At 54.5% G+C, this 24,142-nt stretch carries 18 protein-coding genes and 1 pseudogene; 12 read left to right on the top strand and 7 right to left on the bottom strand.

Features of this window, described 5'->3' with window-relative positions; translation table 11 throughout:
• Positions 1–22: 22 nt before the first annotated feature.
• Positions 23–1,360: a 2-oxoadipate dioxygenase/decarboxylase HglS gene (hglS, locus tag ACQE3Z_RS05295; protein ID WP_426972516.1), complete on the bottom strand. Its 1,338-nt coding sequence runs from the start codon at positions 1,358–1,360 to the stop codon at positions 23–25.
• A 141-nt stretch (positions 1,361–1,501) separates the two neighbouring features.
• On the bottom strand, positions 1,502–2,812 hold the full coding sequence (locus tag ACQE3Z_RS05290; protein WP_426973062.1) for an MFS transporter: 1,311 nt from the start codon (positions 2,810–2,812) through the stop codon (positions 1,502–1,504).
• A gap of 318 nt (positions 2,813–3,130) precedes the next feature.
• Here ACQE3Z_RS05290 and ACQE3Z_RS05285 point away from each other — a divergent pair, with 318 nt between their 5' ends.
• On the top strand, positions 3,131–4,054 hold the full coding sequence (locus ACQE3Z_RS05285; RefSeq protein ID WP_426972514.1) for a LysR substrate-binding domain-containing protein: 924 nt from the start codon (positions 3,131–3,133) through the stop codon (positions 4,052–4,054).
• 63 nt (positions 4,055–4,117) lie between these two features.
• On the opposite strand, the gene smrA is transcribed toward ACQE3Z_RS05285, so the two are convergent.
• On the bottom strand, positions 4,118–4,681 hold the full coding sequence (smrA, locus tag ACQE3Z_RS05280; protein ID WP_426972513.1) for a DNA endonuclease SmrA: 564 nt from the start codon (positions 4,679–4,681) through the stop codon (positions 4,118–4,120).
• Between the two features lie 396 nt (positions 4,682–5,077).
• Between smrA and ACQE3Z_RS05275 the strand changes: the two genes are divergently transcribed.
• From ACQE3Z_RS05275 to ACQE3Z_RS05260, 4 genes are all read left to right on the top strand, one after another.
• Positions 5,078–5,830 carry an FNR family transcription factor gene (locus ACQE3Z_RS05275; RefSeq protein WP_085071672.1) on the top strand — a complete coding sequence of 251 codons (753 nt, stop codon included), beginning with the start codon at positions 5,078–5,080 and terminating at the stop codon, positions 5,828–5,830.
• Positions 5,831–5,948: 118 nt separating this feature from the next.
• Entirely contained in the window at positions 5,949–6,899 is a 951-nt protein-coding gene (uspE, locus tag ACQE3Z_RS05270) for a universal stress protein UspE (RefSeq protein WP_426972512.1), read from the top strand.
• Between the two features lie 281 nt (positions 6,900–7,180).
• Positions 7,181–7,525, top strand: a complete 345-nt coding sequence (locus tag ACQE3Z_RS05265) for a hypothetical protein (RefSeq protein ID WP_426972511.1) — start codon at positions 7,181–7,183, stop codon at positions 7,523–7,525.
• The gene (locus ACQE3Z_RS05260; RefSeq protein WP_426972509.1) at positions 7,525–8,115 is read left to right on the top strand and encodes a hypothetical protein; all 591 of its coding nucleotides are present in this window, start codon (positions 7,525–7,527) and stop codon (positions 8,113–8,115) included. The genes ACQE3Z_RS05265 and ACQE3Z_RS05260 overlap by 1 nt, the downstream gene beginning before the upstream one ends.
• 127 nt (positions 8,116–8,242) lie before the next feature.
• On the opposite strand, the gene pntB is transcribed toward ACQE3Z_RS05260, so the two are convergent.
• Both pntB and pntA read right to left on the bottom strand, forming a co-directional pair.
• Complete coding sequence (gene pntB / locus ACQE3Z_RS05255) at positions 8,243–9,634, bottom strand: Re/Si-specific NAD(P)(+) transhydrogenase subunit beta (protein WP_426972507.1); 1,392 nt, start codon at positions 9,632–9,634, stop codon at positions 8,243–8,245.
• Between the two features lie 11 nt (positions 9,635–9,645).
• Positions 9,646–11,175: a Re/Si-specific NAD(P)(+) transhydrogenase subunit alpha gene (gene pntA, locus ACQE3Z_RS05250; protein ID WP_426972505.1), complete on the bottom strand. Its 1,530-nt coding sequence runs from the start codon at positions 11,173–11,175 to the stop codon at positions 9,646–9,648.
• Positions 11,176–11,688: 513 nt separating this feature from the next.
• Here pntA and ydgH point away from each other — a divergent pair.
• Both ydgH and ACQE3Z_RS05240 read left to right on the top strand, forming a co-directional pair.
• The gene (ydgH, locus tag ACQE3Z_RS05245) at positions 11,689–12,642 is read left to right on the top strand and encodes a DUF1471 family protein YdgH (RefSeq protein ID WP_426972504.1); all 954 of its coding nucleotides are present in this window, start codon (positions 11,689–11,691) and stop codon (positions 12,640–12,642) included.
• Positions 12,643–12,853: 211 nt separating this feature from the next.
• Complete coding sequence (locus ACQE3Z_RS05240; RefSeq protein ID WP_426972502.1) at positions 12,854–14,245, top strand: basic amino acid/polyamine antiporter; 1,392 nt, start codon at positions 12,854–12,856, stop codon at positions 14,243–14,245.
• Here ACQE3Z_RS05240 and ACQE3Z_RS05235 read toward each other — a convergent pair whose 3' ends face one another.
• Positions 14,246–14,659 carry a hypothetical protein gene (locus ACQE3Z_RS05235; RefSeq protein ID WP_426972500.1) on the bottom strand — a complete coding sequence of 138 codons (414 nt, stop codon included), beginning with the start codon at positions 14,657–14,659 and terminating at the stop codon, positions 14,246–14,248.
• 177 nt (positions 14,660–14,836) lie between these two features.
• On the opposite strand from ACQE3Z_RS05235, the gene rstA reads away from it, so the two are divergent.
• From rstA to ACQE3Z_RS05210, 5 genes and pseudogenes are all read left to right on the top strand, one after another.
• Positions 14,837–15,559, top strand: coding sequence for a two-component system response regulator RstA (gene rstA / locus ACQE3Z_RS05230; RefSeq protein WP_426972499.1), 723 nt, complete (start codon positions 14,837–14,839; stop codon positions 15,557–15,559).
• Complete coding sequence (rstB, locus tag ACQE3Z_RS05225) at positions 15,559–16,866, top strand: two-component system sensor histidine kinase RstB (RefSeq protein WP_426972498.1); 1,308 nt, start codon at positions 15,559–15,561, stop codon at positions 16,864–16,866. Before rstA ends, rstB begins: the two co-directional genes overlap by 1 nt.
• 14 nt (positions 16,867–16,880) lie before the next feature.
• On the top strand, positions 16,881–18,371 hold the full coding sequence (locus tag ACQE3Z_RS05220) for a carboxypeptidase M32 (protein WP_426972496.1): 1,491 nt from the start codon (positions 16,881–16,883) through the stop codon (positions 18,369–18,371).
• Between the two features lie 167 nt (positions 18,372–18,538).
• Positions 18,539–18,817, top strand: a pseudogene (asr, locus tag ACQE3Z_RS05215) (acid resistance repetitive basic protein Asr); the annotation flags it as partial.
• A gap of 353 nt (positions 18,818–19,170) precedes the next feature.
• Positions 19,171–19,986, top strand: coding sequence for a trypsin-like serine peptidase (locus ACQE3Z_RS05210; protein WP_426972495.1), 816 nt, complete (start codon positions 19,171–19,173; stop codon positions 19,984–19,986).
• Between the two features lie 18 nt (positions 19,987–20,004).
• Here ACQE3Z_RS05210 and hrpA read toward each other — a convergent pair whose 3' ends face one another.
• Positions 20,005–23,907, bottom strand: coding sequence for an ATP-dependent RNA helicase HrpA (gene hrpA, locus ACQE3Z_RS05205; protein ID WP_426972494.1), 3,903 nt, complete (start codon positions 23,905–23,907; stop codon positions 20,005–20,007).
• Between the last annotated feature and the right edge of the window lie 235 nt (positions 23,908–24,142).

The following is a 24,142-nucleotide window of genomic DNA, read 5'->3' as shown; positions in this document are numbered from 1 at the left end:
GCCTGCACGAAATATTAGCGATTCAGCTTAATCCGCAGCGTTGCAGGCTTGCTGTCTGTCGCGCCTCATACAGCGTCATCTCATCGATAACGGCACCGCCTAACGCCTCTTCAAAACTGGCGCGGCTGGCGGCGGCTGAAAAAGATTCCTGCGCCTGTTCGCCCAGATTGGACTGGAAGATACCGGCGGCGCTGACGGGCAAGAAATCTTCGTAAATCTGCGGATCGGCCACCAGCAGCCCCTGGTCAATCAGCGCTTCTTTATCCGCATCGGGCGGAAATCCCTGCTGTCGGCCCTTTTCCGTTAGCCTGTACTCAAACCAGGCGAGTTGTTGCTGACGCAACAGCCGTTCGTTATCGGGAAAATCCTGAAAGATGTCGGCAAGATGCTGCTGATGCTGCTGGTTATCGCTGCCGCTGCCCGCCTGCGACAACAGGCTATCGTAACGCTGCCGTCCTGCGGGCGTCAGCGCCACGCCACGCTGTTCGATCTCACCAAAGCGCGCCGTGTGGCTGCCCTCGCCGCCATCACAAAACGTTACCGGCTCTTCCAGCGCTTTGAAACTGGTCTGGCGCAATAAAATGGGTACCTGGCGGCGCGGCGGCCCTTCAATGATCGCCTTGGGTACTATCCCCCGCTCTGGCATCAAGGCCTGAGCCCGATCGATATCCAGCGTGCGCGGCGTAAGGTGATTGATATGACATCCCGGAAAACTGACCACGTCGGCTATCAGACGGTGCTGCTGATGCAGCGCGTAATAAGTCGCACGGTCAACGGTGGTTTGTCGATGCCAGCGGAAAGTTTCAAGCGCCTCGCGCACAAACTCAGCGGCTGTCTGCTCATCGAAACCGCCCTGCTGCTGATGCTGCTCTATCAACGCCAGGCAGCGCGGCGTAAAAATCTCACGGGCCGCAAGTATCGACTGCGCCTTTTGCCGTAACGCCGCGTCCTCAATCAGCTCCAGCCGCAGCAAAGAGGTGAACAGCCGAAACGGGTTGCGACGCAGCGCGTCCGCGTCTACCGGACGAAAGGCCGTTGAGTGAACCGGCACGCCCGCCGGAGCCAGATCGTAATAACCCACCGGATGCATGCCCATAATGGCAAACAGCTGGCGCAGCGTATTCAACTCTTGCGCACTGCCGACCCGAATCGCGCCGTGACGCTCCACGCTCAAACGCGACAGCTCATCCGCCGCGGTAAGCCGCTCCGCCAGAGCGCTGTCCTGCGCCAGTACCTGCTGATTGACCTCCGCCACCAGCGTTAATAAGGTGCCATACTGCGGAACCTCCTGCTGATACATGGCGGACATCGCCTGAGAAAAACGTTCCCGCAGCGCATCCGCGCTAACAAACTTTTGCATAACTCCGCCTTATTTTGCGTTTCTCTGTTGCCACTGTAGAGCAAGCAAAAAAGGGGCGGAAAAAAGTTGTTAAATTTGTGATCGCGACGGTGAAAGCGGCGCAACGCTGGCTGTCACGCCCTCTTTACAAGCGTGGCCGCGTTAGCCCCAGCGCTGTTTCGCCAGCAGCATCAGCGTAGTAAACACCGCAGGCAACGCCAGCAGCATGAAAATTTGGCTAAACGACCAGCCCAGCGCCAACATTTGTGCGCCGGCGAAGGCGCTCAGGATAGCGCCGATGCGCCCGATACCGTGCATCCAGCTGGAGCCGGTAGCGCGCGCCGCCGTGGGATAGTAGCTGGCGGCCAACGCATTCATCCCGGTATTAGCGCCGTTGAAACAGAAGCCGCAGCAAAAAGCGATCCCCGCCATTAACAGCGGCTGGGCGGGTACGCAACCCAGTAAAATCGTTGTCAGCGCGCCACCAAAATAGATAGCCGCCAGCGCCAGGTTGGCGTTAACCCGATCCATTAACCAGCCAGCGAACAGCGATCCCACGGTGCCTCCTGCCTGATACATTGCGGTAATCAGCGCGGCGGCGGTCACGCTTAAACCCAGATCGCCTATTAGCGCAGGCATCCAGCTACCAATCAGGTAAACCAGAAACAGGCCCATAAAGTAGCCGCCCCACAGCATCAGGCTACCGAAACGGTATTGCCCGGAAAGCACAGTACGGATACTGCCTGCGCCCGGGACCCGGGTGGGATACAGGAAAGTGCTGTATGGCGTGGTACTGCCCGGCCACATCTTTTCGACGATTGCGCGGATGCGCCAGTGCGGTGCCTGATGCGCCAGCAGGAAACGTACCGATTCAGGCAGGTAACGCAGCAGCAGCGGCAGCAGCAACAGGGGTAAAATCCCTCCCAGCAGCAGTACCGCTTGCCAGCCGAAAGCCGGGATAAGCCAGGAGGCGGCAAAACCGCCGCTGGCCGCGCCGAAAGTGAAACCGCAAAACACCACGGTAATTAAAAATGCCCGCTGTCGCTCAGGCGCATACTCAGATACCAGCGTGCCCACGTTGGGCATCGCAGCCCCCAGCCCTAATCCGGTCAGCAGACGGAATAACATCATCTGCTCGATGTTTTGCGCCAGCGCCGTCGCCAGCGTCCAGAGGCCAAAAAAGAAAACGCTGCAGATAATGATCCAGCGTCGCCCGTAACGATCGGCCAGCGGACCGGCAAACATCGCGCCCAGCGCCAGCCCAACCAGGGCGGCACCGATCGCCATACCGAGTTGGTGACTGGAAATGTGCCAGGCGCTGCGCAAAGCGGGCGCAATAAAGCCCATCAACGCAATGTCCATTCCATCCAGCGCAACGATAATAAAACAGAGGGCAATAATCCGTCGCTGAAATGCACTTAAGGCGTGCTGGTTAATTTGTTGACGAACATCAATGGCCTGTGTGCTGTCCAGAACTCTACTCCCTGTGGCTGGTTAACGGATAAAGCGCCCGCGCAAAATAAAACGCCTTATCATAGCGAAACGCTGCGCTCTGCGGCTATGACTTTGCGCCTGCCTGAAATTTTCTCAACCAGCTTGTTTTGCCCGTGGCCGCTGCGGTTAACCATGCAGAAAAGTTATGGTGGCGTGCGAAAAGATTACCTTCGGGGCATTAAAAGCAGACGTTTTTCTGAACAAAGCACGATAATGTTAAATATAATTTGCAATAAAGTTAACAGAATTACAGCTTATTGCTTGCGTTCATTCTGCAGGTCTCTCTACTCTTTCTCTATGGACAAAAACTATCTGTTTAATCAGCGCATTCGTCTGCGTCATTTACATACGTTCGTGGCGGTTGCACAGCAAGGTACGCTGGGCCGCGCGGCGGAAACGCTCAGCCTGAGCCAGCCCGCGCTTTCTAAAACCCTTAACGAACTGGAAGAGCTGACCGGAGTACGCCTGTTTGAGCGCGGGCGGCTTGGCGCGCAGCTTACTACCATCGGCGAACAGTTTTTAACGCACGCCATCAAGGTCCTTGATGCGCTTAACCATGCCGGACAGTCCTTCGCTAATCCCGTCAGCGACAGACCGGTAGTGATCCGCCTTGGGGCGCTGACTACGGCAGCGATGGGCATGCTGCCGCAAATTCTTGACCGTTTTCATCAGCAGCAGCCGCAGGCCACGGTGCAGGTTGCTACGCTGCACAACAATGTGCTGCTGGCGGGATTGAAAGCGGGTGAGTTTGATATCGGCATTGGCCGCATGGCGGATGCCGATATGATGGCCGGGCTCTCTTATGAACTGCTGTTTCTGGAGTCCTTACGGCTGGTGGTCAGGCCCGAACACCCGCTTTTAAGTGACAACGTCACGCTTTCCCGGGCGCTACAGTGGCCGGTGGTGATTTCACCGGAAGGAACTGCGCCGCGTCGTATTGCTCAGGCCATGATGGATGAACAGGGCTGCCAGCTGCCCGCCAGCTGTGTGGAAACCTCTTCTACCTCGCTGGCGCGCCAGCTTGCGCTGCGTTATGACTATGTATGGTTTGTGCCGTCGGGCGCGATAAAAGAAGATTTATCACACAGTTCGCTGGTGGCATTGCCTGTCGCCTCGCACGGCCCCGGGGAGCCGGTAGGCATTATCACCCGTTCCGGCAACCCGCTCTCTCTTAGCGCCGAGATCCTGCTGGCGACCATTCGTAAATGTCATTCAGGATAACAGCGGCAGCATGAGTGCAGGCGGACAAAGGTATTAACATCTGGTCAACGCCAGCCGCAGAGGTTATCGGCTGCGTTTTGCGTGCCGTTCGCGGTTATCCAGCCGCGCCTGTTCTGTTTTACGCATCCCAACATATATTGCGCCGCTGCCGCCATGCTGTGGCTGGGCGATACAGTACGCCTGTACATCGTCAAACTGCCGCAGCCAGCGCGCCAGATAGCTGCGCACAATATTAGCGTGAGATTCATCCTGCCTGCCTTTGCCGTGCACAATCAACAGATTGCGCAGGTTATCCTTTCGCGCTTCCATGATAAAGGCAAAGAGCGCCTGTCGGCAGGACTCTACGGGTTGACGCAACAGATTAAGGCTGGCGTCGGGCTTGTATTTACCCAAACGCAGCTTATCAAGCACGCCCTGCTGGATGCCTTCGGCTTTATATTCCAGTGGCTCGTTCAGCGGAACAATATCGAGGTAGCCTCGGGTAAGGAAGTTCTCTACTTCCTCATTAACCGGCTGACGCGGCGCTTTTGGCGTCGGCGCTTTTAGCCAGTGAATATTAGCGCAATCTTTCAGCGGAGTGACATCTTCCATGGCGTCACGAAACAGATCTCTATCGTCAAGGTTCATGGGGCTTACCTCACGCCTGATATGTCGTGGCAATGCACGAAGAAGGAAATGACCGTGCGTCCCGGCAAGTTTAACCGATTGGCGAGGCGTTGCCAAAAGCCAAAGCTGCGCTTGAGCAGCGCGTTAACCAGTGTTGATTTATTAACCTTCCTGCCGATTATTTTTTGACAGGTTAGTTAAGTGTTAACAACAGGTTTCTGTTCGGCAACATTAAAAAAGTTGTTTTCCCTCATCAATTAACAAAATAACGCCTGAAATTTACCCTTATTATTACATTCAGGATATTAATCGATAACGTCCCTGCTTTTTATGCGGTTAAATGTGCGCTTATGCATTCCATTTCGCTCATGAAGAATGTTAAAATTGACCTCAGTCAATTATTGTCGAGGATGTATCATGATCCCGGAAAAACGAAGCATTCGTCGCATCCAGTCTGGTGGATGCGCAATTCATTGCCAGGACTGTAGCATCAGTCAACTGTGTATTCCCTTCACGCTGAATGAGCACGAACTGGACCAGCTGGACAATATTATCGAACGTAAAAAGCCGATTCAGAAAGGCCAGGCATTGTTCAAGGCCGGTGATGAACTGCGTTCGTTATATGCTATTCGCTCCGGAACCATTAAAAGCTACACCATTACCGAACAGGGCGATGAACAAATCACCGGTTTTCACCTGGCGGGCGACCTGGTGGGCTTCGATGCTATCGGCTCCGGGCATCACCCCAGCTTTGCTCAGGCGCTGGAAACCTCAATGGTCTGCGAAATTCCTTTTGAAACGCTGGATGACCTCTCCGGCAAAATGCCTGCCCTGCGCCAGCAGATGATGCGTCTGATGAGCGGCGAGATCAAAGGCGATCAGGATATGATCCTGCTGCTGTCCAAGAAAAATGCCGAAGAGCGTCTGGCTGCCTTTATCTGGAATCTGGCGCGCCGTTTTGGTCAGCGTGGCTTCTCACAGCGCGAGTTCCGTCTTACCATGACGCGTGGCGATATTGGTAACTATCTGGGCCTGACGGTAGAAACCATCAGTCGTCTGCTGGGTCGCTTCCAGAAAAGCGGTATGCTGGCGGTGAAAGGCAAATATATCACCATCGAAGACCATCCAATGCTGGCCGAGCTGGCTGGTCAAAGTCGCGGCGCTGCCTGATAAGTTAGCCGGATCACTAATTGTTATTTTATTGATCCGGCTACAACTTTTCCTCTTTTGCCTGACCCGCTAATGGGCTATCTTTAGCTGACACGCTCTGGTGTTTGGAGAAGCCGTTATGGTTAAGTATCAAAATATTCTGGTGGCGATAGATCCTGAACAGGACGATCAGCCTGCATTGCGGCGGGCTGTTTATCTCAACCAGCGTATCGGCGGAAAAATTAAGGCTTTTTTGCCCATCTATGATTTTTCCTACGAGATGACCACCCTTCTTTCACCCGATGAACGCGTCACCATGCGTCAGGGGGTGATTAGCCAGCGGACAGAATGGATTCGCGAGCAGGCACACGCTTATCTCGAAGCGGGCGTAGATATCGATATCAAAGTTGTGTGGCATAATCGTCCTTTTGAAGCGATTATTGAGGAAGTCCTCACCGGCCAGCATGATCTGGTGTTGAAAATGGCCCACCAGCACGATCGGCTGGAGTCAGTGATTTTTACCCCTACCGACTGGCATTTGTTACGCAAATGTCCCTGCCCGGTCTGGATGGTGAAAGATCAGCCCTGGCCAGAACAGGGTAAGGCGGTGGTTGCCGTTAACCTCGCCAGTGAAGAACCTCATCATGACGGTCTTAATCAAAAGCTGATTCGTGAAACCACCGAACTGGCCGCTATGGTTAACCATACTGAGGTGCATCTGGTAGGTGCCTACCCGGTTACGCCAATCAATATTGCCATCGAACTGCCTGATTTTGATCCCAGCGTCTATAACGATGCCATTCGCGGCCAGCATCTGGTGGCAATGAAAGCGCTACGGCAAAAGTTCTCTATTGATGAAAAGTTTACTCACGTAGCTAAAGGTTTGCCGGAGGAAGTGATTCCCGATTTGGCAGATCACCTTAACGCCGGCGTTGTGGTGTTAGGCACTATTGGGCGTACCGGGCTGTCGGCGGCATTTTTAGGTAACACCGCTGAACAGGTTATCGATCATTTACGTTGCGATTTGCTGGTGATTAAACCAGACAATTTTACCTCGCCGTTTGAGCTGGATGATGACGAGGATGATTAAAGCGCGCCGGTAATTACAGCGCAAACAAAAGCCGCTGTTGGCCCGATGCCAACAGCGGCTTTTACTTTTTAGGGGAAGCTGGCGAATCAGGCTCGCGAGTAATGATCAGGTCCAGACATTAGTCTCAGAAATGTTTACTGTCGCTGTACAGAGAGGGGAAAGTATTAATATAAATTAATAATTTTTATCAGCTCGCTTCAGCTACTGGCCTTTTCACACAGATAAAAGAGGCCAGGGTAAATGTTATTGCTGCTTATAAACGTTGCAAAAAGGAAAGCAAAATGGCGCTGCCAGGATTCGCAAAAAGTACCCTCCCTGACTATAGCTTTACCCGTTTAACCCACAAAGGCATCTCTGATTTCGATTTTGCTGCTTTGGGCGCCGCTATGGATTGCACCCGCGATTTCAGCCTGGCAGGCATTATTTATGCGGAAGGCGAGCAACGTTATCTGGTGCGTCCTGGTAAACGTCACCCTAATGGACAAAGTGGGATAATAACGCATGTTATTGTAACCAAAATGCCTGAAAAAAGTACCACTCATAGCGTTGGCAAATCCCTGACCGCGGCGGTTTCCTCATCATCATTCTATATTAATGGCACCATTCAGTCGCTGGCGGTGCTGTAATGCAGTTGACACACTTTCTCTCGGGCCGATATTTCAGCGATTTGCTGCAGCATGGTCGTGAAGTGGACATAACGATCTCGCGTAAAGATGATAGCCTGCTACGGCACTCCACCATTGATATGGAACGCTGGTTCGCTAAGTCCAGCCATGAGATGCCAAAACAGAATGGCTTTCCTTTAGCTTTGGCGCTGCTGCTGTTTTTATTGGTTTTTGCGCTGGATATGTTAACTATGTTGGCAATGGTGCCATCGTTACCTTCTCCCCTGCACGCGCTGTTATTTTTCGCTCCCTCAATACTGTTTATATTGAGTAATCTCACCGCGACCTACCTTATCGCGCGTGGGAAAACAGCAGGCTTGCTCTGGTATAGCGGCGTTTATCATAGCCTTGCCCTGGTATCGTTACTGTTACTCTTCTGTGCTCTGGTTACTGGCGATATGCAGCATTGCCTGCTGATGGTAATTGCGCTGTGTTTATGGTTCGGATGCCGCTATTTGTTTAACAGCAGAGCATTTATTGCATTTGTTCTTTTTTGCCGGACTCAACGTATCGCTGCGCTGGCACGTGCTATGCGGCTGGCAAGAAATTGATGTTGAGTTAATTAGCCGAGCCTCCAGCGTCGATATACTGTGAGAGAAAATGTTCTCTGTGCAAGTTCGGGACTCGCAAACAAAAGCCGCTGTTGGCGTGACGTCAACAGCGGCTTTTTTGATTGCCTTACAGCGCTTTAAGGATCGCTTCTACGCTGACTTTGGCATCGCCAAACAGCATCTGCGTATTCTCTTTAAAGAACAGCGGATTCTGTACGCCCGCGTAGCCGGTGTTCATTGAGCGCTTAAACACCACTACGTTTTGCGCTTTCCAGACTTCCAGCACTGGCATACCGGCAATCGGACTGCGGGGATCTTCCTGTGCAGCCGGGTTCACGGTATCGTTCGCGCCAATCACCAGCACCGTATCGGTATTTGCGAAGTCATCATTGATTTCATCCATCTCCAGTACCACGTCATACGGCACTTTTGCTTCTGCCAGCAGAACGTTCATATGCCCCGGCAGACGACCAGCAACAGGATGAATACCAAACCGCACATTGATACCGCGCGCACGCAGTTTCTCCGTGATCTCAGCTACCGGATACTGCGCCTGCGCTACCGCCATGCCGTAGCCCGGCGTAATGATCACCATGGAAGAGTTTTTCAACAGCTCAGCCGTATCCTGCGCGCTGATCTCACGATACTCGCCGCTTTCTTCGCCCTCACCTGACGCCGCGCTACTGTCAGTGCCGAAGCCGCCGGCGATGACGCTGATAAACGAACGGTTCATCGCCTTACACATAATGTAAGAGAGAATTGCCCCTGAAGATCCTACCAGCGCGCCGGTGACAATCAGCAAATCGTTGCTCAGCATAAAACCTGCCGCCGCTGCCGCCCAGCCGGAATAGGAGTTCAGCATCGAAACCACCACCGGCATATCTGCGCCGCCGATCGAGGCGACCAGGTGCCAGCCAAAGGCCAGCGCAATTACCGTCATGATTAACAGCGCAAAGATTTGCAGCCCAACGCTGTCGGTGCGAACAAATATCCACAGCAGCAGGAAAGAAACCACCAGCGCCAGCAGATTAAGCTTGTGACGATGCGGCAGCATCAGCGGGCGCGACGAAATCTTTCCGCGCAGCTTGCCAAACGCCACCAGCGAACCGGTAAAGGTCACCGCGCCGATAAAGATGCCGAGGAAAATCTCCGTCAGGTGAATATTTTCCATCACCGGCTCCAGGCCGGGACCGTGATCGATATAGCTGTTCAACCCTACCAGCACCGCCGCCAGACCAACGAAGCTGTGCAGGATCGCCACCAGCTCCGGCATTTCGGTCATTTCGACCTTTTTCGCCAGATGAATACCGATAGCGCCCCCGATAACCATCGCCAATAAAATCCAGGCGATATTGCCGGTATCCGGGCCAAAGATAGTGGCAAAGAGCGCGATGCCCATGCCCGCCATGCCAAAAATGTTCCCCTGTTTCGAGGTTTCATGCTTCGAAAGCCCCGCCAGGCTACAAATAAACAGGATTGCGGCAACAATATATGCTGCAGTAACTAATCCGCCAGACATGTTGTTACCCCTTAATTTTTACGAAACATTTTCAGCATGCGCTGAGTTACGGTAAAACCGCCAAAGATGTTGATGCTGGCAATCAAAACGGCAATAAAGGACAGGAAAGTGACCCAGCCGCCGTGCCCCATTTGCAACAGCGCACCCACAACGATAATCCCGGAAATGGCGTTGGTTACTGACATTAAAGGGGTATGCAGCGAGTGGCTGACATTCCACACCACGTAATATCCCACCACACACGAGAGCGCAAAAACGGTAAAGTGTGAAAGGAAAGCCGCCGGAGCCACGTTAGCAAGACAGGCGAACAGCACAATCGCCAGCGCCAGCAGCAGATATTTACGCCACGGCGAGGCGGGTGTTGTCGGCACCGCCTGCGGCTCGGCTGCGGGTTGTGGCGCTTTCGGGGCGGCAGAAACCTGAATTGGCGGCGCAGGCCAGGTCACTTCGCCAGCGCGCACCGTGGTTACGCCACGGATCACCACATCGTCAAAGTTAATGTCGATTTCGCCGTTTTTCTCTTTGCACAGAAGCTTTAATAGATTGACCAGGTTAGTGCTGTAGAGCTGGGAAGACTGGGTGGGCAGACGGCTGGGCAAATCGGTATAGCCAATGATTTTTACGCCGTTGGCGGTGGTGGTAATGCTGTCCGCAACGGTGAGTTCACAGTTACCGCCGGTTTGCGCCGCCAGATCCACCACCACGCTGCCGGGCTTCATGGCGGCAACCATATCGCGAGTAATCAGGCGCGGTGCGGGTTTACCAGGAATAAGCGCCGTGGTGATAATGATATCCACCTCTTTGGCCTGGGCGGCGAACAGCGCCATTTCCGCCTCAATAAAGGCCTCTGACATCACTTTGGCATAGCCGTCGCCGCTGCCCGCTTCCTCTTTGAAATCAAGCTCAAGGAATTCGGCCCCCATGCTTTTGACCTGCTCTTTGACTTCAGGACGGGTATCAAAAGCACGTACAATAGCGCCCAGGCTACGAGCGGCACCAATAGCGGCCAGTCCCGCTACGCCTGCGCCGATGACCATAACTTTGGCTGGAGGCACCTTTCCTGCGGCAGTGATCTGGCCGGTAAAGAAGCGCCCAAACTCATGCGCCGCTTCCACCACTGCACGGTAACCGGCGATATTCGCCATGGAACTCAGCGCATCCAAAGATTGCGCACGGGAAATTCGCGGCACCGCATCCATCGCCATCACGTTGATGTTGCGCGCGGCCAGCTTTTCCATCAGCTGCGGATTCTGCGCGGGCCAGATAAAGCTTATCAGGGTGCTGCCCTCACGCAGCAGAGCGATCTCTTCGTCATCAGGTGCGTTAACTTTCAGCACAATATCGGCCTGCAAAGCCTGCTGGCGATCCACCAGCGTGGCACCTGCCTGCTGATAAGCGCTATCGGCAAAGCTTGCCGCAATGCCTGCCTGCTGTTCAATTGCCACGCTAAAACCCAGCTTCAATAGCTGTTCCACCGTTTTCGGCGTTGCAGCCACGCGGGCTTCATTTGGCAACCGCTCTTTGGGTACTCCAATTAACATAGTTTTCCCTTTCATCGGTTAGTGATGATATGGAAACGCAACGACAGCGCCGTTTTGCGTCCCGGACTTTGTATCAAAGTGTTTATAACCTACTGAATATATGTCGCGTAATCTACCCGCTACAGGCTGCGTTAAAAGTTTTCATGCAAAAATCCCTTGCCGCTGCGCTCATCCACTATATTTGCCATGTTACCTGCGCGTCATAAGCCATAATCTGCTGCAGAAGAGGCAATAAAAAAGCACATCGACCGCCACATTATTCTTATTTAACAACTAATTAACTAAATAAGTTGTATGATTAACCGCTTAAATCGATAACGGCGCCCTAATCCCGGGCAAATTGCGTTCATTGCAGGCGCACTTTTTAGTGATGAAATCTCAAAGCCTGAATGGCATAAATTGCCTGAGACAGCGACCATTATTACATGCAATAATCTCCAGCTAATCTGTTACACATCAAGAGTCCAGCACGTTTTCGTACTCAATTTTTGCGTAAGGCGAAGGATTATTTTTATGAAGCTGAAGAACACTCTTCTGTTGACTGCTCTGCTGTCATCAATGGCGCTGACCGCCCAGGCGGCGCAGGAGCTTTCACCAGAAAAAGCGGCCGCGTTGAAACCATTCGAACGTATTAATATTAGCGGTCGTTTTAATTCTATTGGTGATGCCAGCGAGGCGGTCTCCCGACGTGCGGATAGCAAGGGCGCAGCAGCCTTTTATATTCAGGGAATTAACGACGCAACGGGCAACGGCGGCAACTGGCGCGTTACGGCCGATCTCTATCACGCCGATGCCCCTGCCGCAGACAAAACACCAGACTATCGTTACTTTAGCGGCGTAAAAGAGCTGCCTAAAACGGAAGCTAATACGCTGGAGCCTTTCGATACCGTTTCCGTCAGCGGCTTCTATCATAGCCAGCCGGAAGTGAATGAAGCGATTGGCAAAGCAGCTAAAGAAAAAGGCGCCGCCTCTTTCTTTATTGTACGTCAGATTGACGCCAACAGCGGCGGCAACCAGTATGTCACCGCGTATGTCTATAAAGCCGATGCGCCAAAACGTCAGGTGCAAAGCCCGAATGCTATTCCACGTAACTCGGAAGCGGGTAAAGCGGCGCTGGCCGCTGGTGGCGCTGCGGCGAAACAGGTAGAGCTGCCCGGCGTAGCCTCGTCAGAAACGCCAAGCAACAAAGTTGGTCGTTTCTTCGAAACCCAGAGCTCTTCTGGTGAGCGTTATACTGTGCGCCTGCCGAACGGCACAGAGATTCAGGAAGTGAATGCGATTACTGCTGCGCAGATGCAGCCGTTTGATACTGTTACCTTTACTGGCCACTTCGGTACGCCAACGGAGATCTCTGAAGCGGTCGCCAAGCGTGCTGCAGAGAAAGGCGCCAGGTTCTATCACGTGACGCGTCAGTGGCAGAACCAGAGCGGCGGCAACCTGACCGTTACTGCCGATCTGTTTAAATAACCTTCTTCCCGGAGCGGCGCTTCTGCCGCTCCGTCATATTCTGAATAATCTGTAGCGCTTTTTGCATAGACACGCATTGCGTGACGCCTTCGCACTCCGTAAAATCCCCGCCTTATTTCAGCGGAAAAGAGGGATTTCATCTCTTTCTGCCTGATTAAAAGTCAACCGCTACGCGGTTCCCTGGTTATTTATTCTGTTTCAGGACGGTTTCTTGGACAAAAAATTAGGCCTTAGCGCGCTGACCGCGCTGGTACTCAGCTCCATGCTGGGCGCAGGGGTTTTTAGCCTGCCGCAAAATATGGCTGCGGTAGCCAGCCCCGCCGCGCTTCTTATCGGTTGGGCCATTACCGGCGCGGGTATTCTGTTTCTTTCGCTGGCGCTGTTGCTGTTGACGCGCCTGAAGCCGGAGCTGGACGGCGGAATCTTTACCTATGCCCGCGATGGATTCGGCGAACTGGTCGGCTTTAGCTCCGCCTGGGGTTACTGGCTGTGCGCCGTGATCGCCAATGTTTCCTACCTGGTTATCGTTTTCTCTGCGCTGAGCTTTTTTACCGACTCCCCGGGGCATGTGATTTTTGGCGATGGCAATACCTGGCAGGCGATGCTCGGCGCTTCGCTGCTGCTGTGGCTGGTACACTGGCTGGTTTTACGCGGCGTGCAGACGGCGGCCAGTATTAATATGCTCGCCACGTTGGGCAAACTGGTGCCGCTCGGCCTGTTCGTGGTGCTGGCGATAATCGCTTTTAACCTTGATCGGTTCCGCTTCGATTTTACCGGCGTTGAGCTGGGGCAGCCGGTTTGGGAGCAGGTCAAGCAAACCATGCTGATTACGTTGTGGGTATTTATCGGCGTAGAGGGTGCGGTGGTGGTTTCAGCCCGGGCGCGCAATAAGCGCGACGTCGGCAAAGCCACGCTGCTGGCGGTACTGGCGGCCCTTACCGTTTATCTGCTGGTTACCCTGCTCTCGCTGGGTATTGTGCCACGCGCTGAGCTGGCGGAGATGCGCAATCCTTCTATGGCCGGATTGATGACCAAACTGATTGGCTCATGGGGTAATGCAGTTATCGCGCTGGGGCTGGTGGTTTCCGTATGCGGCGCCTATCTGAGCTGGACGATTATGGCTGCCGAAGTGCCTTTAATCGCGGCGCAGCAGGGTGCGTTTCCGCGTAGTCTGAGCAGACAAAACCGTCATAACGCCCCTTCTGCCTCGCTGTGGTTAACCAACGGCAGCGTGCAGGTTTGCCTGATCTTAATCTGGTTAACCAATTCTGATTACAACACGCTGCTGACCATCGCGTCGGAAATGGTGCTGGTGCCCTATTTTCTGGTAGGCGCGTATTTGCTGAAGCTGGTGTGGAACAAAGGCGAGGCATGGATGACGGCGGTGGCGCTGGGCGCCTGCATATATGGCCTGTGGCTGCTTTATGCCTCCGGCCCGCTGCATCTGCTGCTGTCGGTGGTTCTCTACGCACCGGGTATGCTGCTGTTTCTGTTTGCCCGCCGTGGCGGTCGGGCATTCAGTGCGCTGAGCGTGGTTGAACGTGTCGCGATCGCTCTGCTGGTGGTGGGCGCCTTTCCGGCGACATGGATGTTAATAAAGTAACTAATGTGGAGCGGCTGGAAACTGAATGGTCAGCCGCTCCTCCTGCTGCGACAGCGACAATGGCTTGCGATATTCCTGATGAATAGCGTCAAGCTGTTCGCTGGAGAGCGGATAAGGCAATAATATATCAAACTGCGCGATATGCTGCTGTTCGGCTAAGGTGATCAGCCGGGCGATGTTGATTTCATCGCTTACCTGGGTCGAAATGATTTGCAGCGCTAATTCTTTTAAGCGCTCGGAAGGCGGCCGTTGCGAATCCGCCGGATTACGCGTCACCATGCCGAAAATAGGCATTACGCCATAAATTGCATCAACAAAGCTCCAGCGCTTTTTACAGGATGCAGCAAGAAAATCGGTATAATTGAAGCAGATGCGGTCGCTTAGCCCCGCAGACGCCAGCAGTTTATCTGACACCCTCACTCTCCTCCTGGCCAGAAAAAAGGGTTACAACCTACATTAACAACCCTGCAGATATAATGGCATAGTTTCCCCGGCTTGTAATAGACATCTTACGTCATTTAAGTGACGTTGATAGTTGTTATTAACTGAAAAGGTTATGCTGCTGTGATCTGCAGCCTGAATTCCCGTATCATGAATAAAATAGTTTTCGTAGAAGATGATCCCGAGGTAGGTGAGCTGATCGCCGCCTGGCTAATCCGTCACGGCCTTGAGGTGATTATTGAAAGCCGTGGCGATCGCGCTGAAGAGGTTATCGCCCGCGAACAGCCTGATCTGGTGATGCTGGACATTATGTTACCCGGCAAAGACGGCATGACATTGTGCCGTGATTTGCGTGCCAGCTGGCCTGGTCCGATTGTGCTATTGACCTCGCTGGACAGCGATATGAATCATATTCTGTCGCTGGAGATGGGCGCGAATGACTATATCCTGAAAACCACGCCGCCAGCGGTGCTGCTGGCGCGTCTGCGGCTGCATTTACGGCAGGCGAGCGTGGCACAGCATGATGAGTTTGCCCCGTTGGTTAACAGCCAAAAAGCGCTGCGCTTTGGCTCGCTCACCATCGATCCTCTTAATCGCCAGGTTACGCTGGGCGATGAGGTTATCGCGCTTTCCACTGCCGATTACGATCTGCTCTGGGAGCTGGCTATCCATGCCGGACAAATCCTGAACCGCGACGCCCTGCTGAAAACGCTGCGTGGCGTTAGCTATGACGGCATGGATCGCAGTATCGATGTGGCTATTTCGCGCCTGCGGAAAAAGCTTCAGGACAGCGCAACTGAACCTTATCGCATTAAAACCATTCGTAACAAAGGTTATCTGTTCGCGCCCCATGCCTGGGATATCCACGCGTAATGAGAAAACTTTTTATTCAGTTTTATCTGCTGCTGTTTGTCTGTTTTCTGGTGATGACCATGCTGGTGGGGCTGGTCTATAAGTTTACCGCTGAACGCGCCGGGCGGCAGTCGATGGATGACCTTATGAAAAGCTCGCTCTATTTGATGCGCAGCGAGCTACGGGAAATTCCGCCGCGCGACTGGAACAAAACCATCAACAATCTCGACCTTAACCTCTCCTTTAAGCTGCATATCGAGCCGATCACCAAATATCAGCTTGATGCTGGCAACATGCGCCGCCTGCGCGCCGGAGAGATTGTCGCGCTGGATGACGAGTACACTTTTTTACAGCATATTCCCCGCAGCCATTATGTGCTGGCGGTCGGGCCCATCCCCTATCTGTTCTTTCTGCATGAGATGCGGCTGCTGGATATTGCGCTCCTGGCCTTTATCGGTATGTCGCTGGCGCTACCGGTGTTTATCTGGATGCGTCCCTACTGGAAGGATATGCTGAAGCTGGAGTCGGCGGCGCAGCGCTTCGGTAAGGGCCATCTTGATGAACGTATCCATTTTGATAACGCCTCGAGCCTGCTACGCCTGGGAGTGGCTTTTAACCAGATGGCGGACAATATCAATACGCTGGTGGCCAGTAAAAAACAGCTGATTGATAACATTGCCCACGAGCTGCGTACGCCGCTGGTGCGGCTGCGCTACCGACTGGAGATGAGTGATAACCTTAGCGCGACAGAATCCACCGCGCTTAAGCGCGACATTGGACAGCTGGAGTCCCTGATCGAAGAGCTATTAACCTACGCGCGCCTCGATCGCCCGCAGGTAGATCTGTTTCTTCAGCCGGTCGATCTTGCCAGCTGGCTCAACGAGCGTATTGCTGACATTCGCTCTGTTCACCCTGACTATGACATCGCCCTGGATCTGCCGCAGCGCGACAATTTTGGCGTCTCCGATACGCGACTCATGGAGCGCGTGCTGGATAACCTGGTCAATAATGCGCTGCGCTATACACAGCAGCGATTGCGGGTTGGTCTGTGGTTCGACGGCAATCTGGCCTGTTTACAGGTGGAAGACGATGGTCCGGGGATCCCGGCAGAGGAGCGGCAGCGCGTTCTTGAGCCGTTTGTCCGGCTCGATCCCAGCCGTGACCGGGCCACTGGCGGTTGCGGTCTGGGTTTGGCGATTGTGCAGTCCGTGGCGCTGGCGCTTGACGGTCACGTTACCATCGACAGCAGCCCGCTGGGCGGTGCCAGCGTTCGCTTTTGCTGGCCGGTTGATTTACCCTTGCGAGATACGGCGAGCCGCCTTAACTGAGCAAGGAGATTTGCGTGACATCTGCTTATCAACAACTTACCCAAACCTTTCAGCGCCTGTCGCGCTTTGGACATCTTTCCGCCATTGCCGGCTGGGATATGCAAACCATGATGCCGCCCGCGGGTAGCCTGGCGCGCGGTGAAGCGCTGGCCGAGCTAAGCGTGTTGCAGCACCAGTTGCTCACCGACAGCCGGGTTAAAACCCTGCTGGAGGCGGCGCAACAAGAATCGTTGAATGATGTGGAGCAGGCCAACCTGCTGGAGATGCAACGTGCCTGGCAGCAGGCGGCGCTGCTTCCCGCTGCGCTGGTGGAAGCAAAATCGCTGGCGGGTTCACGCTGTGAACATGCCTGGCGGCAACAGCGGCCCGCGAATGACTGGCAGGGTTTCGCCGCCAATCTGAAAGAGGTGGTGCGTCTGAGCCGCGAAGAGGCAGAAATTCGCGCTCAGGCGGCGGGCTGTTCGCGCTATGACGCGCTGCTGGACCTTTATGAGCCGGGTATGACCAGCGCTCAGCTTGACGTAACCTTTGGCGATCTTATCCAGTGGCTGCCGGACCTGCTCGCGCGCGTAGTGGAAAAACAGGCTGCCGAGCCGGTTGATACGCCCGTCGGCCCTTTTCCAATTGAGGCGCAGCGTCAGTTGGGTTTGCAGTTGATGAAACTGCTTGGATTCGATTTTAACGCCGGTCGCCTGGACGTCAGCGCGCATCCTTTCTGCGGTGGCGTACCGGATGATGTGCGCATCACTACGCGCTATAACGAAAACGAATTCGTCAGCGCCATGATGGGCGTGATCCATGAAACCGGACACGCGCGCTATGAGCAAAATCTGCCGAAAACCTGGCGTGGTCAGCCGGTAGCGCTGGCACGATCCACTGCGGTTCATGAGTCGCAAAGTCTGTTCTTTGAAATGCAACTGGCGCGCAGCGCACCGTTTCTGCAGCACATACTGCCGCAGGTTATAGCGCAGATGGGCGAACAGCCCGCTTTGACGCCCGCTAATTTTGTGCGACTTAACCAGCGCGTGAAGCGCGGTTTTATTCGCGTTGATGCCGATGAAGTCAGCTATCCGCTGCATGTTATCCTGCGTTATGAAATCGAACGCGCCCTGATCGCCGGTGATATTGAGGTGGACGACATTCCGGCGCTGTGGGATGAGAAGATGCAGCGCTATCTGGGTCTGGATACCAAAGGCAACTACCGTGATGGCTGTATGCAGGATATTCACTGGACCGACGGCGCATTCGGCTATTTCCCAACCTATACGCTGGGCGCAATGTATGCGGCACAGCTGTTCCAGGCGCTGAAGCGCGCGCTGCCGCAGCTGGAAGCGCAGATCGCTGCCGGTGAACTGCAGCCGATTTTTAACTGGCTTTCGCAGAATATCTGGCAGCACGGCAGCCGCTTCCCTACCGCCCAGTTGATCACTCAGGCGAGCGGTGAAGATCTCAACCCGCTGCATTTCCGTCGCCATCTGGAACAGCGCTATCTGGCTTCTGCATAGCCTTCTGCCGTTAACTGGCCTGCTGACAGGCAGGCCAGACTTCTTCCGCGCTGTACATTCGGTTACACGCCGATACCAATCACTCACGGAAAGCCCAACCGCGTTTCTCTATAGTCTCTTCACCGGCCCCGCAGTGGGCTAATGATAAAGAAATAGAGGGTCTTGCAATGAAAAAATTATTTGCTCTGGTTGTAGCCGCTGCTATGGGTATCTCTTCCGTGGCTTTCGCAGCGGATACTGCCGCCGCTCCGGCTGCCACCGCGACTACGACCACTGCTGCTCCGGCGAAAGCCTCACACAAAGTGGTCCATCACAAACATAAGAAAGCCGCCGCGCAAAAAGCGCAGGCCGCGAAAAAGCATCACAAACATGCCGCTAAGCCGGTAGCGCAGAAAGCGCAGGCGGCGAAAAAGCATCATAAAAAAGTTGTTAAGCCTGCCGCAAAATAAACATCAAAGCTCCTCGCGATGACCGCCTGACGACGCCCGGGTTACCGGGCGTGATAAGCGGCGACGCTTAAAATCGCCTGAGGCGCAGCTGCCTGGTTATCCATCTCAGACACCCGGTTTGCCGGGTGTTTTATCCTGGAGTAGCAGAAGTGGTACGTCGCTATCGTTTCGAAATTATTCTCTTCGTCATGATCCTCTGCGGTGTCATTGCGGCCTGCTTCTACGTTTGATGCACGTAGCGTACTGATATTCCGAATTAAACTCCCTTTTTTGCTTCTCACCGTCTATAGTTACGCATGACGCGTGTTAATCCTTTTCTTCTTATAATTCTCCCCTTGTTTGAGTGAGATATGCGCATAACGGCTGTGTTAGTAGTGGGTTTACTCTGTTTTTCCTGCTTTTCTCATGCGGATGATGAGAGCGATGATGCCCCAGGTCCTGAAGAGCTCAAGACCCTGTTCTTTGGTCATGACGATCGTCAGCCCATTGCGCATCCCGCCAGCGTGCCCTGGGAAGCAATTGGGCAACTGGAAACCGCCAGCGGTAACCTCTGCAGCGCAACGCTTATTTCAACACATCTGGCACTGACCGCCGGGCACTGCCTGGTTACGCCACCGGGCAAGCTTGATAAGCCAGTTGCGCTGCGCTTTATTGCCAGCGATAACGGCTGGCGCTATGAGATCCATGATATCGAAGGACGCGTAGATCCAGGTCTGGGGGAAAAACTCAAGGCGGATGGCGATGGCTGGATTGTGCCTGCGGCAGCAGCTCCGTATGACTATGGTCTGATTGTGCTGCGCAACCCGCCTTCCGGTATTACGCCAGTGCCACTGTTTAGCGGCTCGCGCAGCGATCTGACCGCCGCGTTAAAAACCACTGGCCGGAAAGTCACTCAGGCGGGTTACCCGGAAGATCATCTTGATGCGCTCTGGTCACACAGCGACTGTTTGATTACTGGCTGGGCGCAGCGTTCGGTACTGTCACATCAGTGCGATACCCTGCCTGGCGACAGCGGATCGCCTTTACTGCTGCAAACGGCCGAAGGCTGGCGGCTTATTGCAGTACAAAGCTCGGCACCGGCGGCAGCAGATCGCTACCGCGCCGATAACCGGGCGATAGCCGTGACCGCGTTTCATGACGAGCTGGAAGCGCTGGCCGCTGAATAACCCAGCGGCCAGGGTGCCTCAGGCGGCAATCTGCTCCATTGCCTGCAGGATGCGTTTATCAGAGACAGGATAAGGCGTGCCAAGCTGCTGAGCGAAATAGCTGACACGTAGCTCTTCGATCATCCAGCGGATTTCCTGCACATCCTCATCATCGCGACGGGCAGGCGGCAGCTTATTCAGCCAACTCTGCCAGGCCTGCTGCACCTGCTCCACTTTCAACATACGCGCCCGATCGCTGTGCGGATCAACCGGCAGTTTCTCCAGCCGCCGCTCAATCGCCCGCAGGTAACGCAGCGTATCGGGCAGACGTTTCCAGCCGTTCTGGGTCACAAAACCACGGTAAACCAGGCCGCTCATCTGCGCTTTAATATCTGACAGCCCCAGCGCCATGGTCATATCCACGCGCCCTTTCAGCCGTTTGTTGATATTAAATACCGCGGTCAGGATTTGCTCGACCAGTTTGGCGATCTCCACCACCGTGTCGTTCAGCCCGGCACGTACCTTCTCATGCAGCTGTTGATACTCTTCATGTTTCCAGACCGGCCCGCCATTTTCCGCCATTAGTTTATCAATGCCGCAGGTAATGCAGTCATCAATCAGCTCCAGCACCTTGCCGTAGGGATTAAAGTAAAGCCCCAGCTTGGCTTTGTTTGGCAGCTTTTCATGCAGATATTTGATTGGCGAAGGAATATTCAACAGCAGCAGACGGCGCTGACCACGCCACATCATTTTTTGCTGCTCATGCTGACTGTCAAACAGACGAATCGCCACGCTATCTTTTTCATCCACCAGCGCCGGCCAGGCCTTCACGCTGTAGCTGCCGCGCTTCTGCTCAAACTGGCTGGGCAGATCGCCAAAGCTCCAGATATGCAGGTTGCTCTGCTCCAGCCCATCGTCGGCCACTTTCGACAGCGTCTCCTGCACCTTGCTTTTCAGCGCCGTCTTCAGCGCTGTCAGATCTTTGCCCTCTTTCAGCTTGCGGTTATGCTCATCCAGCACGCGGAAGGTGATTTTCAGGTGATCGGGTACCTGATCCCATTGCCAGGCGTCGCGGTCAATAGTCACGCCGGTCATGCGGCGGAACTCCCGCTCCAGCGCATCCATTAACGGCATTTCAGTACTGGTCACGCGCCCCAGGAATGCCTCGGCGTAGTTGGGCGCAGGCACGAAATTACGTCGAACCGGCTTCGGCAGCGATTTAATCAGCGCCACAATCAGCTCGCGGCGCAGACCGGGAATTTGCCATTCAAAGCCGCTCTCTTCGACCTGATTTAACAGCGGCAGCGGAATATGTACGGTTACGCCATCGGCATCAGCGCCGGGCTCAAACTGATAGCTCAGGCGTAGCTTGAGATTCCCCTGTTGCCAGAAATTGGGATAATCCAGTTTGCTGACCTTATCCGCGCCCTGCTTAATCAACATCTCTTTATCGAAGCTGAGCAGATCGGGCGTTTGCTGACTGGCCTTTTTCCACCAGCTGTCAAAGTGACGAGCGGAAACCACTTCATGCGCCACGCGGCTGTCATAAAAGGCAAACAGCGTTTCATCGTCCACCAGAATGTCGCGGCGGCGCGATTTATGCTCCAGATCTTCTACTTCGCTGCGCAGCTTCTGGTTGGCCTTAAAGAAGGCGTGGCGCGTTTGCCAGTCGCCCTCTACCAGCGCATGACGAATAAACAATTCACGCGACAGCTGCGGATCGATTTTGCCATAGTTGACCTTGCGCGCGTTCACGATCGGCAGGCCGTACAGCGTCACTTTCTCCATCGCCATCACCGCGCCCTGCGCTTTCTCCCAGTGCGGTTCGCTGTAGCTGCGTTTCAGCAGATGCTGGGCAATCGGCTCGATCCATTCGGGATCGAGCCGCGCGGCAATACGTCCCCAGAGTCGGCTGGTTTCCACCAGCTCCGCGACCATGGTCCATTTTGGCGGCTTTTTAAACAGCGACGAGCCGGGGAAGATGGAGAAACGAGCGTTACGCGCGCCGCTGAACTCCTGTTTCTCAGCATCCTTCATGCCGATATGCGACAGCAAACCGGTCAGCAGCGCGGTATGAATTTCACGGTACGGTGCCGGTTCGCTGTTTACCGGCATGCCCAGTTCACGTACAACCTGGCGCAGCTGGGTATAAATATCTTGCCATTCGCGCACGCGCAGATAGTTGAGATAGTCTGTTTCACACTGGCGACGAAAAGCGTTGCCGGACAGCGCTTTCTGCTGCTCCTGGAGATAGTTCCACAGGTTAACGAAGGCGATAAAGTCAGATTCTTTATCGGCGAAGCGGCGATGTTTCTCATCAGCGGCCTGCTGCTTTTCTACCGGTCGCTCACGCGGATCCTGAATTGAGAGCGCCGCGACGATAATCATCACTTCGCGCACGCAGCCATATTTCTGCGCTTCCAGCACCATCCGCGCCAGACGCGGATCCACCGGCAACTGCGCCAGCTGGCGGCCCGACGGCGTCAGGCGATAGCGGCCATTCTCCTCTTCGGTAATCGCGCCCAGCTCTTCCAGCAGGCGCACGCCATCCTGAATATTGCGCTTATCGGGCGCTTCAACAAACGGGAAGGCGCTGATATCGCCCAGCCCCAGCGCGGTCATCTGCAAAATAACCGATGCCAGGTTGGTACGCAGGATTTCCGGGTCGGTAAATTCCGGGCGGCTTAAAAAGTCCTCCTCGGAATAGAGACGGATACAGATCCCTTCAGAGACGCGGCCACAGCGTCCTTTACGCTGATTAGCCGATGCCTGCGACACCGGCTCGATCGGCAGACGTTGCACTTTGGTACGGTAGCTGTAGCGGCTGATACGTGCGGTGCCGGGATCGATAACATATTTAATGCCGGGCACCGTAAGCGAGGTTTCCGCGACGTTGGTGGCCAGCACGATGCGACGTCCGCTGTGTGACTGAAACACCCGGTTCTGCTCGGCGTTGGACAGGCGGGCGTAAAGCGGCAGGATTTCCGTATGCGGCAGGTCGCGCTTGCTTAGCGCATCGGCGGTATCACGGATTTCACGCTCGCCGCTCATAAAGATCAGGATATCGCCGCTGCTCTCCTGTGCCAGCTCATCGACCGCATCAAAAATTGCCTGCAGCTGATCGCGATCGCTGTCATCCACATCGTTAACCACCGGACGATAGCGCACCTCGACCGGATAGGTGCGCCCGGAAACTTCTACCACCGGCGCATTATTGAAATGGCGTGAAAAGCGCTGCGGATCGATGGTCGCCGAGGTAATAATCACTTTTAGATCGGGACGGCGCGGCAACAGCTCACGCAGATAGCCCAGCAGAAAATCGATATTCAGGCTACGTTCATGCGCTTCATCGATAATGATGGTGTCGTACTGCATTAACAGCCGGTCCTGCTGAATTTCCGCCAGCAAAATACCGTCCGTCATGAGTTTGATCTGCGTATTGTCGCTGACCTGATCGTTAAAGCGCACTTTATAGCCGACGCAGCCGCCCAGTGAGGTTTCCAGCTCATCGGCAATACGGTTGGCTACCGTGCGCGCCGCCAGACGACGCGGCTGCGTATGGCCGATCAATCCTTTGACGCCGCGCCCCAGCGTCAGACAAATTTTCGGCAGCTGGGTGGTTTTACCGGAGCCGGTTTCACCCGCCACGATAATCACCTGATGATCGCGAATGGCGTCAGCAATCTCCTGCTGTTTCTGGCTAACCGGCAGATTTTCCGGAAAGCGAATAACGGGTGTCGCCGCCTGGCGCTGCTGCAAACGCTGTTCGGCCAGCGCAAACTCTTTCTCCAGCTCCTCGGCGATACTCTGCCAGGCCGTTGGGTTTTTTACCTTTTTAGCACCGTGCAGGCGACGTTGCAGGCGCTGGCGATCCCGCAGCGTCACCTTATCCAGCCGCGCCCAGAAAGGGGCCAGCGGCGATGTGTTTGATTCGACAGACATAGTTATTACCTTATTAACACAACGGCTTCTGATTGCTGTTATGGCCGCCGCGTGGTCGGCACGGGCCGACATTGCGTTCATTTATTGCGGCGTATGGTAACACAGGCCGCGTGTTGACAAAGATTGCCTCTGGACTTGTTCAGGAATTTTGAATATAGGACTCGAAATATTGCGCTTTCACTGCTGAGTCAAACTCCCTACAGTGTAAACCATTGAGCAAACAGACTTCCCTAAT

The organism is Pantoea sp. FN0307, from assembly GCF_050113815.1.
Lineage (GTDB): Bacteria > Pseudomonadota > Gammaproteobacteria > Enterobacterales > Enterobacteriaceae > Mixta > Mixta alhagi.
Note: the sequence above shows the minus strand (reverse complement) of the source record. Positions and strands in the feature narration are given on the sequence as shown.